We start from the raw sequence: 19133 nt of genomic DNA, 5'->3' as shown, positions 1-19133 counted from the left end.
GATCAGGCTCCGTTGTAGAGCTTCACGATGTTGTCCACCGTGGTCTTGGCGTCCTGGCTGCCTGAGAGCATCTTGACGGTCTCCTCGCGGAGCGGGTCGCCGGAGAACGGGGTCTCGGCGTAGGCCTCGGCCACCACCCGCTTGATGGCGTTGTCTCCCTTGGCGTCGTTTTCGGCGATCTGCTTCTGGTACAGCTCAAAGGAGGGCTGCTGGAACTGGTAGTCGACCTTGAGGTCCTTGGCCGGAAGGTAGCCGCCCAGCTGCGCGAACTCGATGTAGTTGGCGTCCTCGTAGAACCAGTCGATGAACTTCTTGGCTTCCTCGTCCGCGCCCGTGTCCTTGAAGGCCACCATGAAGCCGCCGCCGAGGTTGGTGGCATTGACTTCCTTCTTCGGCAGCGGCACGGACAGCCACTCGAAGTCCTTGATGTTCTTGTTGAAGTCCGCCACCTGCCAGCTGCCGGAGTAGTACGCGGCAACCTGGCCGCTCTTGAACATGGCGTTGCCGTCCTCGCCGCTGAGCCAGACGGACTTGGGCATGGTCTGGTCGTCGTTGATCTTCTTGAAGTACTCCAGCGTTTCGACGGCCTTGCTGTCCCCGGCGTACTTGCCGTTCTCCTTGGCAAAGGCGGTGCTGCCGAATTCGTACATCATGGCGCGGAGCCGGTGGCCGGAGCGGTCCATGACGACGCCGTACTTTGCCCCTGCCTTCTCGCGCACCTGGGTGACGACTGCGACGAATTCGTCCCAGGTCCAGGTGTTTTCCACGGCGGTGGGATACTTCACGCCCGCCTTGTCGAAGAGGCTCTTGTTCACGAAGAGGCCCACCGCCGTCAGGTCCGACGGGATGGCGGGGATGATGCCGTCCGGGGACTCCTGGAGGTACTTCCCATCGATGCCGTGGTTCTTGGCGATGTCCGAAAGGTCTTGGAGCTGGTTCACCCAGAGCGGGTCAAGGCCGGTGACCCGGGCCAAGGCGGGAAGGTCGTTCGCCGTGGCTGCGTTCTTCAGCTTGGTGGTGATGTCAGCGGTGGGAACGTCCACCACTTCGATGGTGACGCCGGTTGCTTCCTTGTACTTCTTGGCTGCGGCGGCGAAGGCGCCGCCCTGGTTGGTGTCGCCGGACAGGATAAGCTGCAGGGTCTTGGCGTCGCCGCCGGACGAGCTCCCTCCTCCCCCGCCGCAGGCGGTGAGGCCGGCCGCCAGGGCTGACAGGCCGAAGGCCGTGAGCCCGAACTGGCGACGGGTGATGCTGGAGATTCTTGTCTTCTCTGACAATGGTCTGTCCTGTCTCTCGCTGAACGGAGGGAAAACCCTTTCCGGAGAAAACTGTGACCTATGTCATGACATATTGTCAAGAATACTTTTGGCAGCGCCGGCATCCACGCGGGCCCTTCCGCAACGCTCCGGCCGGCTTTACCGTGGATGGATGGGACTGAATATCCAGATCGTGGTTGACTCCGCCAGCCCCCATGAGCTTGCCGATTGGTGGGCCGAAACGCTGCAATGGGCGGTGGAACCGCAGGACGCAGGCTTCATCCGGTCCATGATCGACCAGGGCTTCGCCACCGAAGACCAAACCACCAACCACCGCGGCAGCCTGGTGTGGAAGGACGGTGCCGCCATCCGGCCGCCGGAGGAAATCGACGCCAGGGCCCCGCAGCGGCGCATCCTGTTCCAGACCGCACCCGAGGGTAAAACGGTGAAGAACCGGGTGCACTGGGATGTCAGGCTGGACGGCCGGGACAAGGACGAGGTGCGGCGCGAACTCGAGGCCCGCGGCGCCACCTTCCTCTGGTCTGCGCGCCAGGGCCCGCATTCCTGGCACACCATGGCGGACCCCGAAGGCAACGAGTTCTGCATCAGCTGAAGCCGATTACTAGACTTGGACGGTGAGCAACCAGATCCCCGCCCCGGTGTCCGATGTCTTCGATCCCACTCGCTGGCGGGTGGTCTCCGGCTTCGAGGACTTCCAGGACATGACCTACCACCGCCAGGTGGAGCGTGATTCCGCGGGTGATTGGGTGCGTGACCTGCCTACGGTGCGCATCGCCTTCAACCGTCCCGAGGTGCGCAACGCGTTCCGCCCCGGCACCGTGGACGAGCTCTACCGCGCCATGGACCACGCCCGGATGACACCGGACGTCGCCACGGTCCTGCTGACCGGCAACGGCCCCTCCCCCAAGGACGGCGGCCACTCCTTCTGCTCCGGCGGCGACCAGCGAATCCGGGGGCGGGACGGCTACCGGTACGCCGACGGCGAGACCCAGGAAACCATCGACCCCGCCCGCGCCGGCCGGCTGCACATCCTGGAAGTCCAGCGGCTCATGCGCACCATGCCCAAGGTGGTCATCGCCGTCGTCAACGGCTGGGCAGCCGGCGGCGGACATTCGCTGCACGTGGTTGCCGACCTCACCATCGCGTCCCGGCAGCACGGCAGATTCAAGCAGACGGACGCCACGGTGGGGAGCTTCGACGCCGGCTACGGTTCGGCGCTCCTGGCCCGGCAGGTGGGCCAAAAGACCGCCCGCGAAATCTTCTTCCTGGCCCGCGAATATTCCGCAGAAGACATGGTTCGCATGGGTGCGGTCAACGAGGCCGTGGACCACGAACGGCTGGAGGAGGTGGCACTGGAGTACGCCGCGGATATCGCCCGGCAGTCCCCGCAGGCCATCCGCATGCTGAAGTTTGCGTTCAACCTGGCCGACGACGGCCTGGCCGGCCAGCAGGTGTTCGCCGGCGAAGCCACGCGGCTGGCGTACATGACGGACGAAGCCGTGGAGGGCAAGGAAGCCTTCCTGCAAAAACGCGACCCCGACTGGTCACGCTTCCCGCACTACTTCTAAGGCAGGACGGCAATGAACAGCGAATCCTCACCCAACGCCGCCCATGGCGGCCCGCTCAACATCGAACCGGCCCTGAAGGCCCTCGCGGCCGCCCTCCATGGCGAGGGCCCCGCCGTCGAACTGTCCGTTGGACCGGACGGCGGACTGGTGGTGGGCCACGTGGAGACCCCCGGCTGCGACGACGCCGTGGCCGTGGTCCGCACCTCCGGCTCCACCGGCACCCCCAAGGCCACCCTGCTGACCGTGGAGTGCCTGGCGGCGTCCTCGATGGCCACGGCACTGCGGCTCAAGGGCGAGGGCCAGTGGCTTCTGGCCCTGCCCGTCCAGTTCGTTGCCGGCATCCAGGTGCTGGTGCGGTCCCTCTTCGCCGGCACCCGGCCCTGGGTCATGGACATGTCCGGCGGCTTCACCCCGGAGGCCTTCACCGCGGCCGCGCTGGAACTGACCGACAAGATCCGTTTCACATCCCTGGTCCCCACCCAGCTCCAGCGGCTCCTGGACGATCCTTCGCCGGAGACGCTCGCTGTGCTCCGCCGCTTCAACGCGGTCCTGCTGGGCGGCGCCCCTGCGTCCCCGGCCCTGCTGGACGCTGCCCGCGACGCCGGGGTCCGGGTGGTCACCACCTTTGGCTCCGCGGAAACATCAGGCGGGTGCGTGTACGACGGGTACCCCTTGGAAGGCGTCTCCATGCGGGTGGCTGAAGACGGCCGCATCCTGCTGGGCGGCGATACCGTCGCCGCCGGATACATCGAAGCACCGGATGAAGAGACCGGGACGTTCTTCGAGGAGGACGGCGTGCGCTGGTACCGCACCAGCGACCTCGGCTCGATTGACGACGACGGCCGGCTCACCGTGCTGGGCCGGGCGGACGACGTCATCATCACCGGCGGCGTCAAAGTCTCGGCAGGCCATGTGCAGGAGCAGTTGGAGAAGTCCGACGCCGTTGCGGCAGCATTCGTGGCCGGCGTCCCTTCCGCCGAATGGGGCCAGGCCGTGGCCGCCTACGTGGCGCTGGCACCCGAAGGCACCACCCCCGCAGCTACGCCCGCCGACGGCGTCCCGGGGCAGGAAGCCGGGGACCCCGCCGTCGTCCTCCAACGGCACTGGCAGGGGCAACTGGGGGCGCTGGCCCCCAAGACCGTCCTCACCGCAGCCTCCCTGCGGATGCTGCCCAACGGAAAACCGGACCGGCTCGCCATGACCGCCGAACTCAGTACCCGCCACGGGGGAAAGTAGAGTGGACCTGCACCACCGCGGCGGGTGCGTCCGTTCCGTCCAGCCGTCTGACCGAAACAACACGAGGTACTAACCGTGGCAACAGCCGCCCAATGGATCCAAGGCGCCCGACTCCGGACGCTGCCGGCAGCGATCGCGCCGGTGCTGATCGGCACTGCAGCCGCCTACGAAATGGACTCGTTCCTCCTGCCCAACGCCATCCTGGCGGCGTTGGTGGCGCTCCTGCTCCAGGTGGGCGTGAACTTTGCCAACGACTACTCGGACGGCATCCGCGGGACGGACGACGACCGGGTGGGACCGCTGCGGCTGGTGGGCTCCGGCGCCGCAAAGCCTGAGCACGTCAAGTGGGCGGCGTTCGGCGCCTTCGCACTGGCCATGGTCTTCGGCCTGGTCCTGGTGGTCCTCACCCAGGCCTGGTGGCTGATCCTGGTGGGCCTGGGTTGCGTCATGGCAGCCTGGGGCTACACGGGCGGCAAGAACCCCTATGGCTATATGGGCCTGGGCGACCTCTTCGTGTTCGTTTTCTTCGGCCTGGTGGCCACCCTGGGCACCACCTTCACCCAGGCAGGTCACATCAGCCTGTCCGCGGTGATCGGCGCCATCGGCACCGGGTTGATCGCCACCGCGCTGCTCATGGCAAACAACGTTCGGGACATTCCCACGGACATGCAGGCCGGCAAGAAGACCCTGGCCGTGCGGCTTGGCGACAAGCACGCCCGCGAAAGCTACGTCCTCATGCTCGCCGTGGCCATCCTGCTGGTGGTGATCCTGGCGCCGGGCCGGCCCTGGATCCTGATCGTGCTGCTGCTCATTCCGGCCTGCCTGATGCCGGCCTGGCTGATGATCAACGGCCGCAAGCGTAAGAGCCTGATCCCGGTGCTGAAGCAGACTGGCCTGATCAACCTGGGCTACAGCCTGCTGTTCTCACTGGGGCTGATCCTCAGCCACGGGTTCTAGCCCTCATTGCCGCTGCCCTTGACGTTGTTGATGGTGATGTCCGGGTTGGCATCCAGCAACGCGTCTTCGGCGTTGGCGTCCTGGACCTCACCGGCGGAGCGCATCGGCTTGGCCTTCCCGGAAAAGCGGTGCTGAAGGGCTGCTGCCGCGGCGTCGCGCTGCTTCTGGAAAAACAGGTAGCTGACGGCAAAAGCAATGAGCGCGGCGCAGATGACGGCCATGAACGCCCCCACCTGCAGGAGCATAAACACGACAAACAGGGGAACGAAGATTGCCAGGCGGATCAGGGAATATTTCAAAAAGGCCACTATTCAAGTTTAGCCGTCCCGGCCGGCGGTCCCCGCGCGTCCTGACAGTAGACTTAAGGGCATGCTCTTCCGTGTGGCTTTGGCCGTCGCAGTCCTCGTCATCTTTGTGTATGGCCTGGTGGACGTGATCCGCACTGAAGGCCGCCTCACCCGGGGTATTTCAAAACCTGCCTGGATCATTGTGCAGATTGTCCTCCCCGTCCTCGGTGCCGTCCTGTGGCTGCTGATCGGGCGGCCGCGGGGCACTGCGAAGCCGCGGCCCAGCTACCCGCACCCCACTGCTCCGGACGACGACCCCGATTTCCTCCGCAATCTGGAGGCGCGCCGCCGCAACCAGGCCGAGGCCGAGCGGCTCCGTAAGCTCCGTGAGGAGCTGGAGTCCAAGGCGGGAGAAGACGGCGGCAAACCACAGCGCGGCACCGACGAACACGATGCCGACGGGCTGAAGTAGGCCTATGGCGTCCCCACCCGGCGGAGAAGAACGGCGGCTGTCCGCTCCCCCACCGAGGCCGGGCCTGTCCTACTCCGCGCAGCCTCCCATCCCTGTCATTCCCCCGGTACCCCGGACCGTCCGCATCGCCCGCTCGCTGTGGTTCTGCAGCTTTGCCGCCGGGCTGGCCGTCCTGCTGGGGTCCTTCCTCGCCCGTGATTCCAACCTGGAGCGGCTTCGCAGTGTGGTGGCGGGCATGGCCACGGGCAACGACGCCGCGTCAGTGGGAACCGCGGCGGACATCGTCTTTTGGGGCAGCATCGGTGCCCTGCTGCTGGTAACCGTGCTTGAAGCCGCCGCCCTGGCCGCCGTGATGGGTCGCCGGGCATGGGCACGCTGGACCCTGCTGCTGGTGCTGGCTGCGCACCTGCCGGTCATGGTCCTGGCCTCCGCCTTCCTGGTCCCCGGTGGGGCCGCGGGCAGCTATGTGGTGATGCTGTGGGGCGCCGGAATCCTGCTGGCCTTCGGCGGGCTGGTGCTCCTGTTCCTGCCCTCTGCGGGGGCCTGGCTGAAGCGCGTGCGCCCCCGGGGCTGAGCCTGCCCGTACTACGCCGTTTGCGGCTGCCGGGCCGTGCCGGACGCCGTGCCGGTGCAGTCGGCCAGCATGCCCTCACAGCTGCGGATCACCACCCGGCAGGCTTCAGCGGCAGGGCGTGCCGTCAGCGGGCTCTCGGCAATAACGCGCCACCGCCCCAGCACCTGGCGGGCCTGGGCCGCCAGCACCTCGGGCCCGGACCCGGGGGCCACACCCAGCCGCTGGGATGCCGCGGCGCCCTGGCCGCCGATCAGCCGTTCAGCTTCCGCCGCCAGCTCCGGGGCCAGGTCCACTCCCGTTGTCCGCAGCGCCGCCAGCAGCCGCAGCTCACGGAATTCGTGGGCGCCGGCCTGCAACCGCTCCAGGGAAGCCGCCACCTGTTCCGTCCCCGGCCGCGGCCGGTTGGCCAGGAGGTCCTCCACCGCTGCCAGCGCGGTCCTCGCCTTCAGCGCCCCCGCCCTGGCCTGGAACTGGCGGTCCAGCAGCTCCAACAGTGGATCAAGTCCGCTGCGCCTGGCGAGTTCGTGGGAGAGCGGCGTGGGCTCCCCGTACCCGTTGCGGACCAGGACCATGGCCAGCCGGACGCCGAAAAGCCCGTAACGCTCCAGCAGGGATGCCCGCGCGTCTTCCGTCAGCCCTTCCGGTACAACGGCGCGGCGGAACCGGTCGGCCGACAGCAGCATGCGTTCGCGCGCGGTGCGGTCCAGTGTGGCCAGCATCCGGAGGGCCTCAAAGTCCGTTTGGCGCAGGGTGCGGGCGCTTTCGGCCAGGAGTCCGGCCACCGGAACAACGGCCAGTGCCAGTTTCCGGAGGTTGGGGTCACGGCTGTACCGTTCCGCGATGGTTCCTGCGGACAGCAGGGAGTCGATCCGGCCGGCTCCCACTTCGTCGGCCCGGGAGAGCACCGCGATGGCGTTAACGGTGCCCGAGCGTCCCGCCCCGGTGTCGCGGAAGGACTCCAGGAACCGGACATCCGATTCGTGCAGGTGCCGCATCAGGTAGACCACGGCATCAGCCTCCGACGGCGCGTCCTCCGGAGTCAGAAACCGCAGGGAGCGTGCGGACACATCCTGGGAGAGGGAAGCGATGCCGGGGGTATCGATGAGTGTCATGGCCTCCAGGGCCGGGGACGGCCATTCGACCTCGAGCCGGTCCACTTCTTCCGCCCGCACACCGTCCAGGACGAAGACGAGGCGCCCGTCCACGCGTTTCAGGGGCAGGTTCCGGGGGGCGCCGTCCGTGGGGTGCAGGGTGATCCGGGGCGTGCGCCCATGCCGGTACCACGTGACGATGCGGGTGCATTCGCCGGTGTCCGTGGGGGCTATCTCCTCACCGATAATGGCGTTCAGGAGCGTGGACTTCCCGGCCTTCACCATGCCGGCGACGGCGATCCTCAGGGGTTCTGCCAGGCGCTGCGCGTAGCCCTGCAGCACCTGGACTGCCTGCGGGTCATCCGCGTAGGCGTCCAGCGCTTCGCGGATCAGCGCGGCGGCCCCGGCGGTGGTGGACGGTGTCATCCCACCCCAGCCGCAGTGCGGGGACCGGCCGCGGCAACCTCGGCGGCCACTGCCTCGGCGGCACGGTGCAGCGCGTCCACCTTCTTGAGTTCAGCCCTGATGTCCCGCATGCGCCCATCCTTTTCCTGCGCATACGTGTTGGCAGCTTTCTGGGCCGCTGCCACCGAATCCGACAGCGACCGGTGGTATTCGTCGGCGATTTCGGTGAAGTGGTCCCGGATGGTCCGCTGGACCAGGCGCAACCTGTCCTTCAGCTGCTTTCCCACCTGGAAGGTGACGTCATCCAGCTGGCGCCTGACCAGCGTCTTCGCCTCGCCCTGGCGCCGCTTCAGCCGCGTCTCCTTGTCTTCCCGGTAGGCCTTCCGGCCCAGCAGCAGGCCGGCACCTACGGACAGGGGATTAATCAGGGCCATCCCGAAAATGCCTGTCAGGAGGCCGAACATCAGCACGCCGCCGTAGGATCCACGCATCCCGATCAGGACTTTCTGGATGGGGTTGATTCGGCCCCGGTCCAGCTCCGGCATTTGGTCCACCGGGTCCAGGGCGTCACCTGAGTCCGAGACGTGCAGGACGGGCAGCGACACCTCATCCTCCGCAAAGTGCTCGGCCACCTGTGCTGCCAGCCATTGCGACCGCTCGCTGGTCCAGACGAAAGTGTCCGAAACTGCCGCGGCAACGCATTCTTCCAGCCAGGTGGAAAATTGCGTCCACACCGGCCCGGGATCGCCCTGGTCGATGGCGTTCTCGGCTTCCCGCTGGATCCGGCGCAGGCGGTCGCGGAGGTCATATTCCATGTCCGCGATGAGATCGTTGATGCCGTCGCTGAGCGTCAGTTGCCAGCGGGCGGACCGCTTCCGCAGCTCGTCCGCCTCCGCCTTGGCCTGTTCCAGCGCGGCGAGCATCTGCGGGGTGCCGTCCGGGTTCTCCAGCGCGCCCAGCTCGGACTGGAGGGACAGGCGCAGGTTCTCGGTGACGGACAGCAGGTCCTGGCTGACGGAACGCCGCTGGATGCGCTGCGCCTTGCCCACGATGTTGGTGCGGAGGTGCGCCACCAGGGCAGGAAAACCCGATTCTTCGTTGAGCTCCGCGTCCTGGAGCCGTGATGCCTCAAGGCGGAGGTCCGCGGACAGCGGGTAGAGCGGGATGTCCGGGGCCACCTGGTCCAGGTGGCCCCGGTCCAGCTCTTCAACCCGCCGCCAGTCAGGATAGAGGTCCGTTTTGGAGAGGACGGCGGCAACGCTGGGGGTGATCCGCATGGCCTGGCGCAGGAACCGAAGTTCCGGTTCCGTGTATTCCTGCGAGGCATCGGAGACCAGCAGCATGGCGTCCGCGGTGGGAAGGGCGGTGAGGGTGGTCAGGGTGTGGGCGGAGCCCATGCCGCCCACCCCCGGTGAATCGATAATGGTGAGCCCGCCCGTGAGGACGCGCCGGGGCAGGCATACCTCGGCGGCCGCCAGCTTCCGGCTGTTACCCGGGTTTCCCTGCTCGGAAACCATCGCCGGAAGGTCGGAGAGTTCGATGGGCCGGCGCTCGATGCCGGCGTCCGCGCCGTCGCCACCGGCCGCTGGGTTGTCGGCCCTGGGAACCAGGACGCTGGCCGAGGCCGGTTCGCCGTAGCGCACGATCGTGGGCAGCGAAGTGGCGATATCGTCATCCACCGGGCATACCGGGGCGTTCACCAGGGCATTGATCAGCTTGCTCTTTCCCTGCTTGAACTCCCCCACCACAATGACCCTGATGCTGGGGTCCTGGAGCCGGCCGAAGGCATGGTCCAGCCTCCTGCGCAGGTCAGCCCGGTCCCCGTCGCCCACCAGCTGCAAACCCTGCTCCACGAGCTTCACCAGCTGCCCGGACGTCACGGGCCCCGCCGGCCTTGCCGGTCCTGCGTCCACCACAGCGTGCCCCCTGCTCAGTGCCTCATTGGTTCTGTTCCCGTACCGGAAGAGCCCGGCAGGAGGTGGATGCCTCCTGCCGGGCGGTTCGTCTCCCGGGAATAGCGTGTTACAGCACGGTGGAGTCGTCAACCACCGAATCGTCGATGGTGGTGTGGTTCTCGAGGTCCACGTCGGTGTGTGTGGAGTTGTCCTCCATGAAGTCAAGCTGGTTGTCCGCCACCACCAGGTTGTCCTCGACGATGCTCGTGGCCGAGTTGTCCTGGAAGGAGTCCTCGACGTGAACGTCCACGTCGGTGGTGCTGAAGTTGTCCTGGTTGAAGGAATCCTCCACCACGCTGGAGTTGTCCTGGTTGAAGGAATCCTCCACGGCCACGGAGTTGTGGGTGGAGTCGTCCGAGTTGTCGTTGAACGAATCCCGGACATCGAGGTCCACATCGGTGCTGGTGGAGTGGTCCGAGTAGTCCTGGTAGCTGGAATTGTCGGAGTTGTCGTTGAACGAATCGTCCACGTCCAGGCTGAGGTCGGTATTGAAGGAGTCGGAGATGTCCGTCTCCTCGTTGCCGATACCGACGTCGCCGCCGGCATGGATGGAGTTGTCCGTGGAGTTATCCGCCGAGTGGTCCGCGTTGTAGGAGTCCGTGATGTTGTTGGAGTCCCGCACCGTGGCGTCATCGCCGGCAGCTACGGCCCTGTCGCCGGAGGCCACCACGGCATGGTTGTCGAACCACTGCTCCACGTCCCCGTGCGCCCAGATGTTCTGGTTGACGGACTGGTCCGTAATGGTGTCCCGGTCATCCAGAACGGTGGTGTTGGTGGTGTAGGAGAAGTGGTTCACCACGTGGTGGAGTTGTTGCACCGCGTGGGCGTGGTCATCCTGGTCGTAGTTTGTGCCCCCCTGCCCCGCAGCCGCGCCGCCTGCAGGGATGCCTCCGCCGTGGCCGCCCAACGCGCCCGTTTGCCCGGCCCAGACGCTGTTGCCGCCGGTGGCATGTTCCCGGGCGAAAGACGTGGCATTCACGGTGATGGGAGCGTAATCGAGGACAACCGGCATGGCAGCGTCAACGTCGGCCGCGCACACGTTGGCCAGGCCGTGTTCCTGCAACACCCTTTCCGGGTCCGCCAGGAACTCCTGGACGGCCTCCCGGTTCCCGAATAGTTGCATGAGGAACTGAACAAGGTCGTTTGCGAGTGTTGGCATATGCGTGGTCCTCACATCTTCTTTGAGTGGTGGATCATCCGGTGTACGTTTCCCGGTTGCTTCAAACCTAAATACGCTGCCGGGGACAGGGCATCGGGCGCATTCCCCCTACCCACGACGGCCGCTCCGGGGCACCCACACCCCTGTGCCTAGGGGGATTAGGGGTTATTCCTGCTGCGGGTTCAACTGTTGGGAATGTTCCACGCCGAGGGCCAGTCGCAAACGGGCCAGCAGGTCGGACCGGTTTTCCGCTCCCAGCCGCCGCCGGATCCTGGCAATGTGGTGCTCAGCGGTCCTGGGTGAGATGTAGATGGCCTCGCCGATCTCCCGGTAGGTCTTTCCCTCCAGCACCAGCCTGGCGACTTCCTTTTCGCGCTCACTCAGCCCCGAAGCGTCCGGCTGGCCGCCCTTGCCGGCATCGGCGCTCCCGCCTGCCTGTACCTCCGCTGCTCCGGCGCCGGGACTGCCTTGCGGATGGAGGTCCCGCGCACAGGAGAGCAGCCGCATCATGTCCCGGCGCTCATCGGCGCGCGCGGCAGCATGCCCGGCCAGGCGTGCACCTTCCCAGGGCATGCCCACCGCTCCCAGGAGCCGGGCGGCGGCTTCCACGTCGCCGGTCCGGAACCGGCCGGCCAGCACCGAGACCCAGGCTTTCCCCGCTGTGGCAAGCACGGCGGCCAGCTGGCTGTGGGCAGAAGCCCGCGCCAGTGCCGTTGCGTGCGGAGCAAGATCCGTGGGGCTTTCGTTTAACAGCGCAGCCTGCACGGCGGACCAGTGCAGGGGAACAGCCCACAGGGCCGGGCCGCCCAGGCGCCCCAGCAGCTTCCAGGCGTCCTCGAGGTACTGCGCAACACGGCGGGTTTCCCGGAGCCTGGCGGCGGCGATCAGCAGTTCACCCCAGGGCAGCAGGTTGTAAAGGTCCACCGAGGTATGGAGCATTGCCTCGCGCGCCCGTTCCCATGCCCTGAGCAGCTCCGGCACGTCGCCGTTCCGGCGGGCAAGGCCAACCTCAAGGGCCGCGCACATGAATTCGTCACGCGGGACCAGGGGCCAGTGGTTGGCTTTGGCCGCCTCCGTCGCTGCCATGCGCGCGTCCTCGAGCTTGTCCTGCATCATGGCAGACCAGGCCTGGAGCAGGAGGAGCCGCGGCTGGGCTGCATTGCCACCCTGTCCTGCTGCAACTGCGGCCATGCACACCGTTTCCGCCAGGTGCGGCTCACCGCTGTGCAGGGCAAGGAGGGCTGCCAGGGCAGCCGGGGTTTCCGGCAGAGGGAGCGCCGTGCCCGCGGAGTTCAGCATGTCCGAGGCATGGATCAGGATGGAGAGGCCCTGCTGCGGCTTGTCCCCGAGGGAGGCCAGGATGCCTTGGCCCGTCTGCACCATGGCCGCAGCAAGCAGCGTAGGCGAGGCGGCCGGGGCATCGTGCTGGAAGAAGGCCTCCGCTGCCGCCCGGTCACCGGCACCGATCATGGCCACCGCAGCAAGCGGCGCTGAGGGGCCGACCCGGCCCGGGCCAAGCCAGCTGTAGACGTGGGCTCCCCGGGCGAGCATTCCCCGCTGCGCCCAGACGGACGCGGCCACATCAGCTCCGCGGCGCACATCCGGCGGATCCGGGCTGACCAGGAGCGCATCGATGATGCGGGCCGCGGCATCAAGTTCGCCGTCACCGGCAGCGGCCTGGGCGCGCCTGGCTGCCGTGGCCAGCGGATCCGCGCCGGCCAGGAGGGCTTCCTCGTAGAGTTGGGACGCCAACCGGGGGTCATTTTCCAGCGCGGTATCCGCTGCCTGTTCCAGCTCAGCGGCCACCCGCGGATCGGCGAGCCCGCCCCTGGCCAGTTCGCGGGCGAGGTTCCCCAGCGGCTGCCCTGCGGACGTGAAGACGGTGACAAGCTCACGCTGGAGCGCATGCACCTTGGCTGTGGGGGTAGCCGTGAGGAGCGCGTGTTGGGCCGTTCCCACCACCGTGCCGTCCGGCCTCAGCAGCCCGGCGGCCTCCGCCCGGTCCACTAGGGAATCAAGGTCCTCCACCGTCCCACTCATGAACTTGTTCTGGAAATCGGCGGGAAGTGGTCCGGGCAGGGCGAAACCCACCGAAAGCGCCAGCAGCAGCTCCCGGACCGCAGCGTTTGCACCCTTCAACTGCTTGGCCATCAGCTCCGCGCCGTGTGGCGGATGCCCCTGGTGGTCGGGTGCGGTATGCAAGGGGACAGGCCGTTCCGCCCGCTGAAGATGTGCGTCCATGTCAGGCCCCCGGGGAGGTGGTCGAGGCCGTTGCATCGGCGGTTCCCGGCGAAGTTGCGGTTGACTCCTCCAGGGTGGGTAGCGGTGCAACGGCCGGGGTGGGCGTTAAGTCAGCCGTGGGGGTCACGGAAGGATCCCCCGAGGTGGCAGGAGCCATCAGGGTCGTGGGCGCTGCGGTGGGGGTCGCAGTCTCTGTGGTGGGGGAAGACGTCGTCGGGTCGGTCGGGGGCACGGTGCCGGAACCAAGAGTGGGCTGGTCCGTTGTCCCGGGCGAAGAGGTGCCGGGCGCCGTCGTCGTTGGCGGGGCAGTCTTCACCGGCGCGGTGGTGCCCGGGGAATCAGTGACCGTGGGTGCAGGGTCCGTGGCGAGGGGGTCCGCCGGGACCGGTTGCGCGGTACTGGGCGGCGCAGCGGGGCCAACGGTGGTTGAATCCGGAATGACCCCGGTCCCCACCGTGCCCCCGCCGGTTCCTGGCGGCGTGCTGGCCGCCGGTGCTCCGCCGGCTGCCGCAGGTCCGCCGGTTGTGTCCTCACTGCTTCCCGTGGGTGAGGCGGATGCCTCGATGCCGGCCTCCTGGGTTATCGGCTTCCTGGCGCTGGCCTCGACGCCTGCGAGCGGCTGCGGACCGCCGGTTGCTGCCGCTCCCCCGGCCCCGGGCGCTGTGGTGGCGCCGGCGCCGGCGGAACCGCCCTCGGTGCTTGCTCCGGCCTGCGGAACGAACATCGCCGTCAGGCTCCCGAATCCGTCGGGACTTTGCGCGGCCGTAGCGGTCAGGACCGTCAGCAGCACTGCGGCTGCGGCCACGGCCGTAACGCGGACCGTGGGTTTCGGAGCGTGGGCGCCCCCTGCCCCGCGCCGTGCACCGCGGATGGCATCCTGTCCGGTTCCGTCTCCGGCCGGCGTCGCGTATTTCCGGGACCAGCTGGGCAGGGCTGGCCCAGTGGGGGCGGGAGGGACCGCAGCGGGCACGACGACGGGAGCCGCCTCCGCGGCGGCCGTTTCAGGTTCCGACTCCGTCTGTTCCCCCTCCGCCAGGGCAGCAGCGCGCGCCAGGAGCGCAGCCACGGCCGCACCCAGGCAGATGGAGGACTTGGGGTCCGCGTCCACGGCAAGGGGGCGGTCCAGCTCCTCGGAGACCACCTGGGCCACCAGGGGGATCCGGGAGGAGCCGCCGATCAACAGGACCGCGGAAAGGTCTGCCGGCTGCAGGTGGAGCTGGGCCAGGGAGCGCTCCAGCGCCTCGACGGTTTCCCGCACGGGCTCTTCAATAAGTGCCTCGAACTCGGAACGGACCAGTCGGACCTGCTGCTGGACGCCCGGAAGGAGCACCGGGATGCTTGCCTCGCTGTCCGCGGACAGCGCTTCCTTGGCCTCAATGCATTCGCGCCGGAGGCGGGCTAGGGCGCCGAGGGCGGCAGGATCTGCGGGGTCAAGGTCCGCCAGGGCGTTGCCGGCGTGCGCGGCAACATGGTTGAACACCGCGGCGTCGAAGTCGGCTCCGCCCAGGTCCTCGATGCCTTCCGGGCGGCCCAGCAGATCGAAGCGGTTGCTGCCGGTTTTCCGCAGGACGGCGGTGTCGAAGGTGCCGCCCCCAAGGTCGTAAACGGCGATGGTGCTGCCTTCTTCCACCCGGACCTGCGACGCGTAGTGCAACGCCGCGGCTTCAGGTTCGGGGAGGAGGGTGACGTTCTCCAGTCCATGGGCGGCAAGGGCAGCGCGGATCACGGACAGGCGGTGCGGTCCCCAGGCTGCGGGGTGGGTGAGGAAGACGGCCGACGGCGGGGCCCCCTCCCGTTCGGCAGCCCGGTCAGCCACCCAGCGGGCCATGGTGGCGAAGACATCCTCGGGCTGCAGCGCCAGGGTGCCCAGGACGATGGGAACGTCGTCACCGATGCGGCGCTTGAATTCCCGCACCACGCGTTCGGGCGAGTCCAGGCCGCGGCGTTCGGCAACCTCGCCTACCAGGACGGGACCTTCCTCCGGGAAGTACACCACGGACGGAACCGACGCCCCCCGCGTGCCCAGGGGCAGGCACTCGGGCACAGCGGAAGGACCCTGGTGGAAACGAACAACGGCGGCTGCCGTGAAACTCGTCCCGACGTCTACGGCGAGAGCGTAGCTCATGGTTACCTCGGAAGGCTGGCGGTCCACATGCAAGCTTCATCACAGTGAACGTCACCAACGTAGCATTTCCGAAGGACCCGGGGACACCCCTGTTGCTACATCGAATGGTTATTTAGCGCACGAGTTGCCCCGCACCTGCCTTAGAGGCCGGAGTAGGAGTGGAGTCCGTTGAAGAACTGGTTGACGATGGTGAAGTTGAAGATCACGCAGAGGTAGCCGACGATCGACAGCCATGCGGCGCGGGTGCCGGTCCAGCCACGGGTGGCGCGGGCGTGCAAGTAGCCTGCGTAGACAACCCAGATCACGAACGTCCAGACCTCTTTGGTGTCCCAGCCCCAGAACCGGCCCCAGGCCTTTTCGGCCCAGATTGCGCCGAACATAAGGGTGAAGGTCCAGCCGATGAAGGCGATGGCGTTGATGCGGTAGGAAAGGTTCTCCAGGCTCAGGGCGGAGGGCACCAGGCGCATGAATCCGAGCTTGTCTGCCCCGCCTGCGGCAACGGTCTTCTGCCGGTGCGACTGCACCAGCTGCAGGGCGGACATGGCGAACGTCAGGGTGAACAGGGCGGACGAAAGAACGGCGATGGAAACGTGGATGACCAGCCAGTAGCTCTGCAGGGCCGGGACCAGGTGGCCCACGGGGGTCCAGAAGGCCACAGAGGCAGCCACCAGCATGATGATCACCAGGCCCACCACGAACGTGCCCAGGAAGCGCAGGTCGCGGCGGATCAGCGAGAGCAGGAAGACAGCTGCCACCAGGAATGCGCCGGTGGTGAGGAACTCGTACATGTTGCCCCACGGCACACGGCCGGCGCCCAGGGCCCGGGTGACAACGCCGGCGCCGTGGATGAGGACGGCGAGGGTTGTCAGGGCCACGGCGACCCGCGCGGGAACCCGGCGTTCCGTGGCGTACTTCATGTCGCCGTCGGCCGTTACCACCCCGCCCGCACCTGAGCCGGTGGTCCTGGCAGCGGACGACGACGGGCGCTCGGCACGGTCCGCCGGCCCGTCCAGGCGGGCCCCGGCAGAGCCCGCGCCAACGCCGGCGGCCACGGGAACCTTGGTGGCTGCCCCGGCCTGGGCGGCCTTGAGGTCTACTGCGCGCAGGGCTTTGCTGCTCTTGGCCAGGTCCCAGGCGAAGGCAATGAAGGCAACTGTGTAGGTACCCGCCGCCAGCAGCATGAAGAGTTCGCTGTACTGGCCCATGGTTTCGTTGATTCCAAATGGCATTACTGGTCCTTTTCGGGCCCGGTGGGGCCTGCTGGGGTGGTGATGGAGCCTTCTGCGTTGGCGGCGGGGCCCTCGGCTTTACCGGCGGAGCCTGCGACATTATCGCTCGTCCGCCTGGGAGTTTGCTGGGACGGGGCAGCATTTTCGGAAGTGTCCCCGGGGGCACCTTCCTCGGGCAGCTGCCATTCTGTGGCGAAGAGTTTGCGCAGCGCGGCTGCCTCGCCGGCCAGGCGGTGGTCCTCGCCGCGTGCCAGGAGGCCGTACTCCACCATGGTGCGGCCGTCATCCGCGGTGCCGGTCCGGACCCAGACGCGCCGGCGGTTGACGTAGAGCGAGAGGATCAGCCCCGCCACGGCCAGCAGCGCGAAGACCAGGGCATAGAGCTGTCCGGGGTTGTGGTGGATGTCCACGCCGATGTACCGCTTCACGCCGTCGAAGCTGATGCTGCCCTTGCCGTCAGGCAGTGTGTAGGTGGAGCCGGGCGCAAGCGTGATGCCGCCGGCGGCCAGGTTCCGGGCGTTGAGCGGTGTCAGGTTCTTGACGTCCAGTTCAAAAACGTTCTGGGGGGCACCCTTGTTCAGGCCCAGGTCGCCGTAGTACGAGTTCAGGGTCAGCTGCGGGTTGAAGAGCTCGGGGTCCGCGCTAAAGGAAACGTTCTTGTCCGAGACGAACGCGGTGGGGAGGAAGAAGCCCACGAATCCCAGCTGGTCCGGCTGGGCGTCAGGCACCTTGATCACCACGGAGGAGTAGTAATTGTCGCCCTGCAGCTTTGCCACCACCGGGCCCTGCATGGCCACGTTGCCTGCCCCGTCCCGGATGGTCACCACCGGCGCGTAGCCGTTGCCGGTGAGGTAGATGCTGGTGCCGCCCAGGGTGACGGGGTCGTTGACCTTGAGGATCTCCTGCTTGGGCGGAGCGTCCGGGTTTTCCTTGGTGGTCACGGTGGCCGCGAAATCGATGGGCTGGCCGAACTTGCCCCTGGATTCGCGGTCGAACGTGATGTTGAACTTGTCCAGCTGGAGCGAGTACGGCTGGAGCTGGCTGGACTGGAAATTGGTGCCCGGGTTGAACTGGTCGTAGCCCACCAAGGTGTTGACGAACGTGTCGCCTTCAACCAGGATGCGCTGGCCGCTGTACCCGAAGAGGCCGCCGGCGGCCACGGACACCAGCACCCCGATAAGCGAGGTGTGGAAGACCAGGTTGCCAACTTCCTTCATGAAGCCGCGTTCGGCACCCAGGGACGGGAGGGCGCCGTCGGCATCCCTGACCTCCACCCGGTAGCCGCGCTTCCGCAGCACGCGGGCCGCACCGCTGACAGCCTCCGACGCCGGGACGGCGGCATCGGCGGGAATCACCAGGGTGCCGTATTCCGGCAGCCGGGACAGCCGCTGCGGCGTGCGCGGCGGCTGGGAGCGCATGGCTTTGTAGTGGGCGATGGCGCGCGGGACCACGCAGCCGATCAGGGAGATGAAGAGCAGGAGGTAGATCGCGGAGAACCATGCGGAGGAGTAGACATCGTAGAGCTGCAGGGAATCGAGCAGCTTGCCGTAATCCGGGTGGTCCTTGATGTACTGGGTCACCACGGCCGGGTTGGCGGGCCGCTGCGGGAACAGCGATCCGGGGACGGCGGCGACGGCGAGGAGCAGCAGCAGGAACAGCGCGGTACGCATGCTGGTCAGCTGCGTCCAGGCCCACCGCAGCATGCCCTTGGGTCCCAGGGCCGGAAGGGCAGCCTGGGCCTTCGCCTCTTTGACAGGGGCGGATTGCTTCTTCTTTACGTTCACACGCTCGCTCATCAGATCGGCAACTTCACGTCGGTTTGGAACCAGTACTGCAGCCCGGTAACCCAGGCGCCCCACACGCCCGTAGCCATCAGGATCCCGAGGACCACCAGGATCCCGCCGCCGGTGCGCTGGATGGCCACGCGGTGTTTGCGGAAGAAGGCCATGACGCCCATCCCCCGGCGCAGGGCCAGCGCGATCAGCAGGAACGGGATGCCCAGGCCCAGGCTGTACACGAAAGCAAGGAAGGCGCCCTTGGCGGCGGAAGATCCGCCGGAAAGGCTCAGCAGCTGCACGGCCGAGTAGGTGGGACCGATGCACGGGGCCCAGCCCAGGCCAAACGTCAGCCCCAGCAGGGGCGCTCCCCACAGCCCGGCCGGGGGCTTGGCGTGGATCTTCGCGTCGCGCTGGAGCCAGCTGAAGCCGCCCATGAAGACGATGCCCATGACGATGACCAGGATTCCCAGGAGCTGGGTGATCCAGGCATTCTGGCTGCCCGTAATCAGGCTGCCCAGCTGCCCGAATGCGCCGCCCAGCAGGACGAAGATCACGGAGAAACCCAGGACGAACAGTCCGATGCCGGCAAGCATCCGGCCGCGCTTCTGCTTTTGCAGGTCCACGCCGCTCAGGCCGGTCACGTAGCCCAGGTACCCGGGGACCAGGGGAAGGACGCAGGGCGACAGGAAGGACACCAGTCCTGCCAGCAGGGCAACCGGAATGGCCAGCAGGAGTGAGCCGCTGAGGATGGCTTCGGCGAAGGGGCTGTTCACGGTCCC

Annotated in this window: 16 protein-coding genes; 6 read left to right on the top strand and 10 right to left on the bottom strand. The window is 67.5% G+C overall.

Annotated features, from left to right (window positions below; all coding sequences use genetic code 11):
• Positions 1 to 2: 2 nt before the first annotated feature.
• On the bottom strand, positions 3 to 1277 hold the full coding sequence (locus tag HNO81_RS16315) for an ABC transporter substrate-binding protein (protein WP_175319157.1): 1275 nt from the start codon (positions 1275 to 1277) through the stop codon (positions 3 to 5).
• Between the two features lie 151 nt (positions 1278 to 1428).
• On the opposite strand from HNO81_RS16315, the gene HNO81_RS16310 reads away from it, so the two are divergent.
• The 4 genes from HNO81_RS16310 to HNO81_RS16295 all read left to right on the top strand — a co-directional run bounded on the left by HNO81_RS16310 (position 1429) and on the right by HNO81_RS16295 (position 5038).
• Entirely contained in the window at positions 1429 to 1869 is a 441-nt protein-coding gene (locus HNO81_RS16310) for a VOC family protein (protein WP_175319156.1), read from the top strand.
• Between the two features lie 22 nt (positions 1870 to 1891).
• Positions 1892 to 2845, top strand: coding sequence for a 1,4-dihydroxy-2-naphthoyl-CoA synthase (locus HNO81_RS16305; protein WP_175319155.1), 954 nt, complete (start codon positions 1892 to 1894; stop codon positions 2843 to 2845).
• A gap of 12 nt (positions 2846 to 2857) precedes the next feature.
• Entirely contained in the window at positions 2858 to 4081 is a 1224-nt protein-coding gene (locus HNO81_RS16300) for an AMP-binding protein (protein WP_175319154.1), read from the top strand.
• A 75-nt stretch (positions 4082 to 4156) separates the two neighbouring features.
• A complete protein-coding gene (locus tag HNO81_RS16295) occupies positions 4157 to 5038 on the top strand; it encodes a 1,4-dihydroxy-2-naphthoate polyprenyltransferase (RefSeq protein WP_175319153.1) in 882 nt (293 codons plus the stop codon).
• Here the strand turns inward: HNO81_RS16295 and HNO81_RS16290 are convergent.
• Positions 5035 to 5346 (bottom strand): DUF4229 domain-containing protein, encoded by a 312-nt coding sequence (locus tag HNO81_RS16290; protein ID WP_175319152.1) that lies wholly within the window; start codon positions 5344 to 5346, stop codon positions 5035 to 5037. The two genes, HNO81_RS16295 and HNO81_RS16290, sit on opposite strands and share 4 nt — an antisense overlap.
• A 61-nt stretch (positions 5347 to 5407) precedes the next feature.
• On the opposite strand from HNO81_RS16290, the gene HNO81_RS16285 reads away from it, so the two are divergent.
• The gene (locus HNO81_RS16285; RefSeq protein WP_175319151.1) at positions 5408 to 5797 is read left to right on the top strand and encodes a PLD nuclease N-terminal domain-containing protein; all 390 of its coding nucleotides are present in this window, start codon (positions 5408 to 5410) and stop codon (positions 5795 to 5797) included.
• A 4-nt stretch (positions 5798 to 5801) separates the two neighbouring features.
• Positions 5802 to 6371 carry a hypothetical protein gene (locus tag HNO81_RS16280; protein WP_254703524.1) on the top strand — a complete coding sequence of 190 codons (570 nt, stop codon included), beginning with the start codon at positions 5802 to 5804 and terminating at the stop codon, positions 6369 to 6371.
• A gap of 11 nt (positions 6372 to 6382) precedes the next feature.
• Here HNO81_RS16280 and HNO81_RS16275 read toward each other — a convergent pair whose 3' ends face one another.
• From HNO81_RS16275 to HNO81_RS16240, 8 genes are all read right to left on the bottom strand, one after another.
• Positions 6383 to 7888, bottom strand: a complete 1506-nt coding sequence (locus HNO81_RS16275; protein WP_175319150.1) for a dynamin family protein — start codon at positions 7886 to 7888, stop codon at positions 6383 to 6385.
• On the bottom strand, positions 7885 to 9747 hold the full coding sequence (locus tag HNO81_RS16270; protein WP_175319149.1) for a dynamin family protein: 1863 nt from the start codon (positions 9745 to 9747) through the stop codon (positions 7885 to 7887). Before HNO81_RS16270 ends, HNO81_RS16275 begins: the two co-directional genes overlap by 4 nt.
• Positions 9748 to 9889: 142 nt before the next feature.
• Positions 9890 to 10981, bottom strand: coding sequence for an IniB N-terminal domain-containing protein (locus HNO81_RS16265; protein WP_175319148.1), 1092 nt, complete (start codon positions 10979 to 10981; stop codon positions 9890 to 9892).
• 165 nt (positions 10982 to 11146) lie between these two features.
• Positions 11147 to 13222, bottom strand: coding sequence for a LuxR C-terminal-related transcriptional regulator (locus tag HNO81_RS16260; RefSeq protein ID WP_175319147.1), 2076 nt, complete (start codon positions 13220 to 13222; stop codon positions 11147 to 11149).
• Between the two features lies 1 nt (position 13223).
• Complete coding sequence (locus HNO81_RS16255) at positions 13224 to 15347, bottom strand: Hsp70 family protein (protein ID WP_175319170.1); 2124 nt, start codon at positions 15345 to 15347, stop codon at positions 13224 to 13226.
• Between the two features lie 140 nt (positions 15348 to 15487).
• Complete coding sequence (ccsB, locus tag HNO81_RS16250; protein WP_175319146.1) at positions 15488 to 16576, bottom strand: c-type cytochrome biogenesis protein CcsB; 1089 nt, start codon at positions 16574 to 16576, stop codon at positions 15488 to 15490.
• The gene (locus HNO81_RS16245; RefSeq protein WP_175319145.1) at positions 16576 to 18372 is read right to left on the bottom strand and encodes a cytochrome c biogenesis protein ResB; all 1797 of its coding nucleotides are present in this window, start codon (positions 18370 to 18372) and stop codon (positions 16576 to 16578) included. Before HNO81_RS16245 ends, ccsB begins: the two co-directional genes overlap by 1 nt.
• The gene (locus HNO81_RS16240; protein WP_175319144.1) at positions 18372 to 19127 is read right to left on the bottom strand and encodes a cytochrome c biogenesis protein CcdA; all 756 of its coding nucleotides are present in this window, start codon (positions 19125 to 19127) and stop codon (positions 18372 to 18374) included. Before HNO81_RS16240 ends, HNO81_RS16245 begins: the two co-directional genes overlap by 1 nt.
• Between the last annotated feature and the right edge of the window lie 6 nt (positions 19128 to 19133).

Source organism: Pseudarthrobacter sp. C4D7 (genome assembly GCF_013359725.1).
Classification (GTDB): Bacteria; Actinomycetota; Actinomycetes; order Actinomycetales; family Micrococcaceae; genus Arthrobacter.
This window is presented reverse-complemented; position numbering and strand designations above follow the sequence as displayed.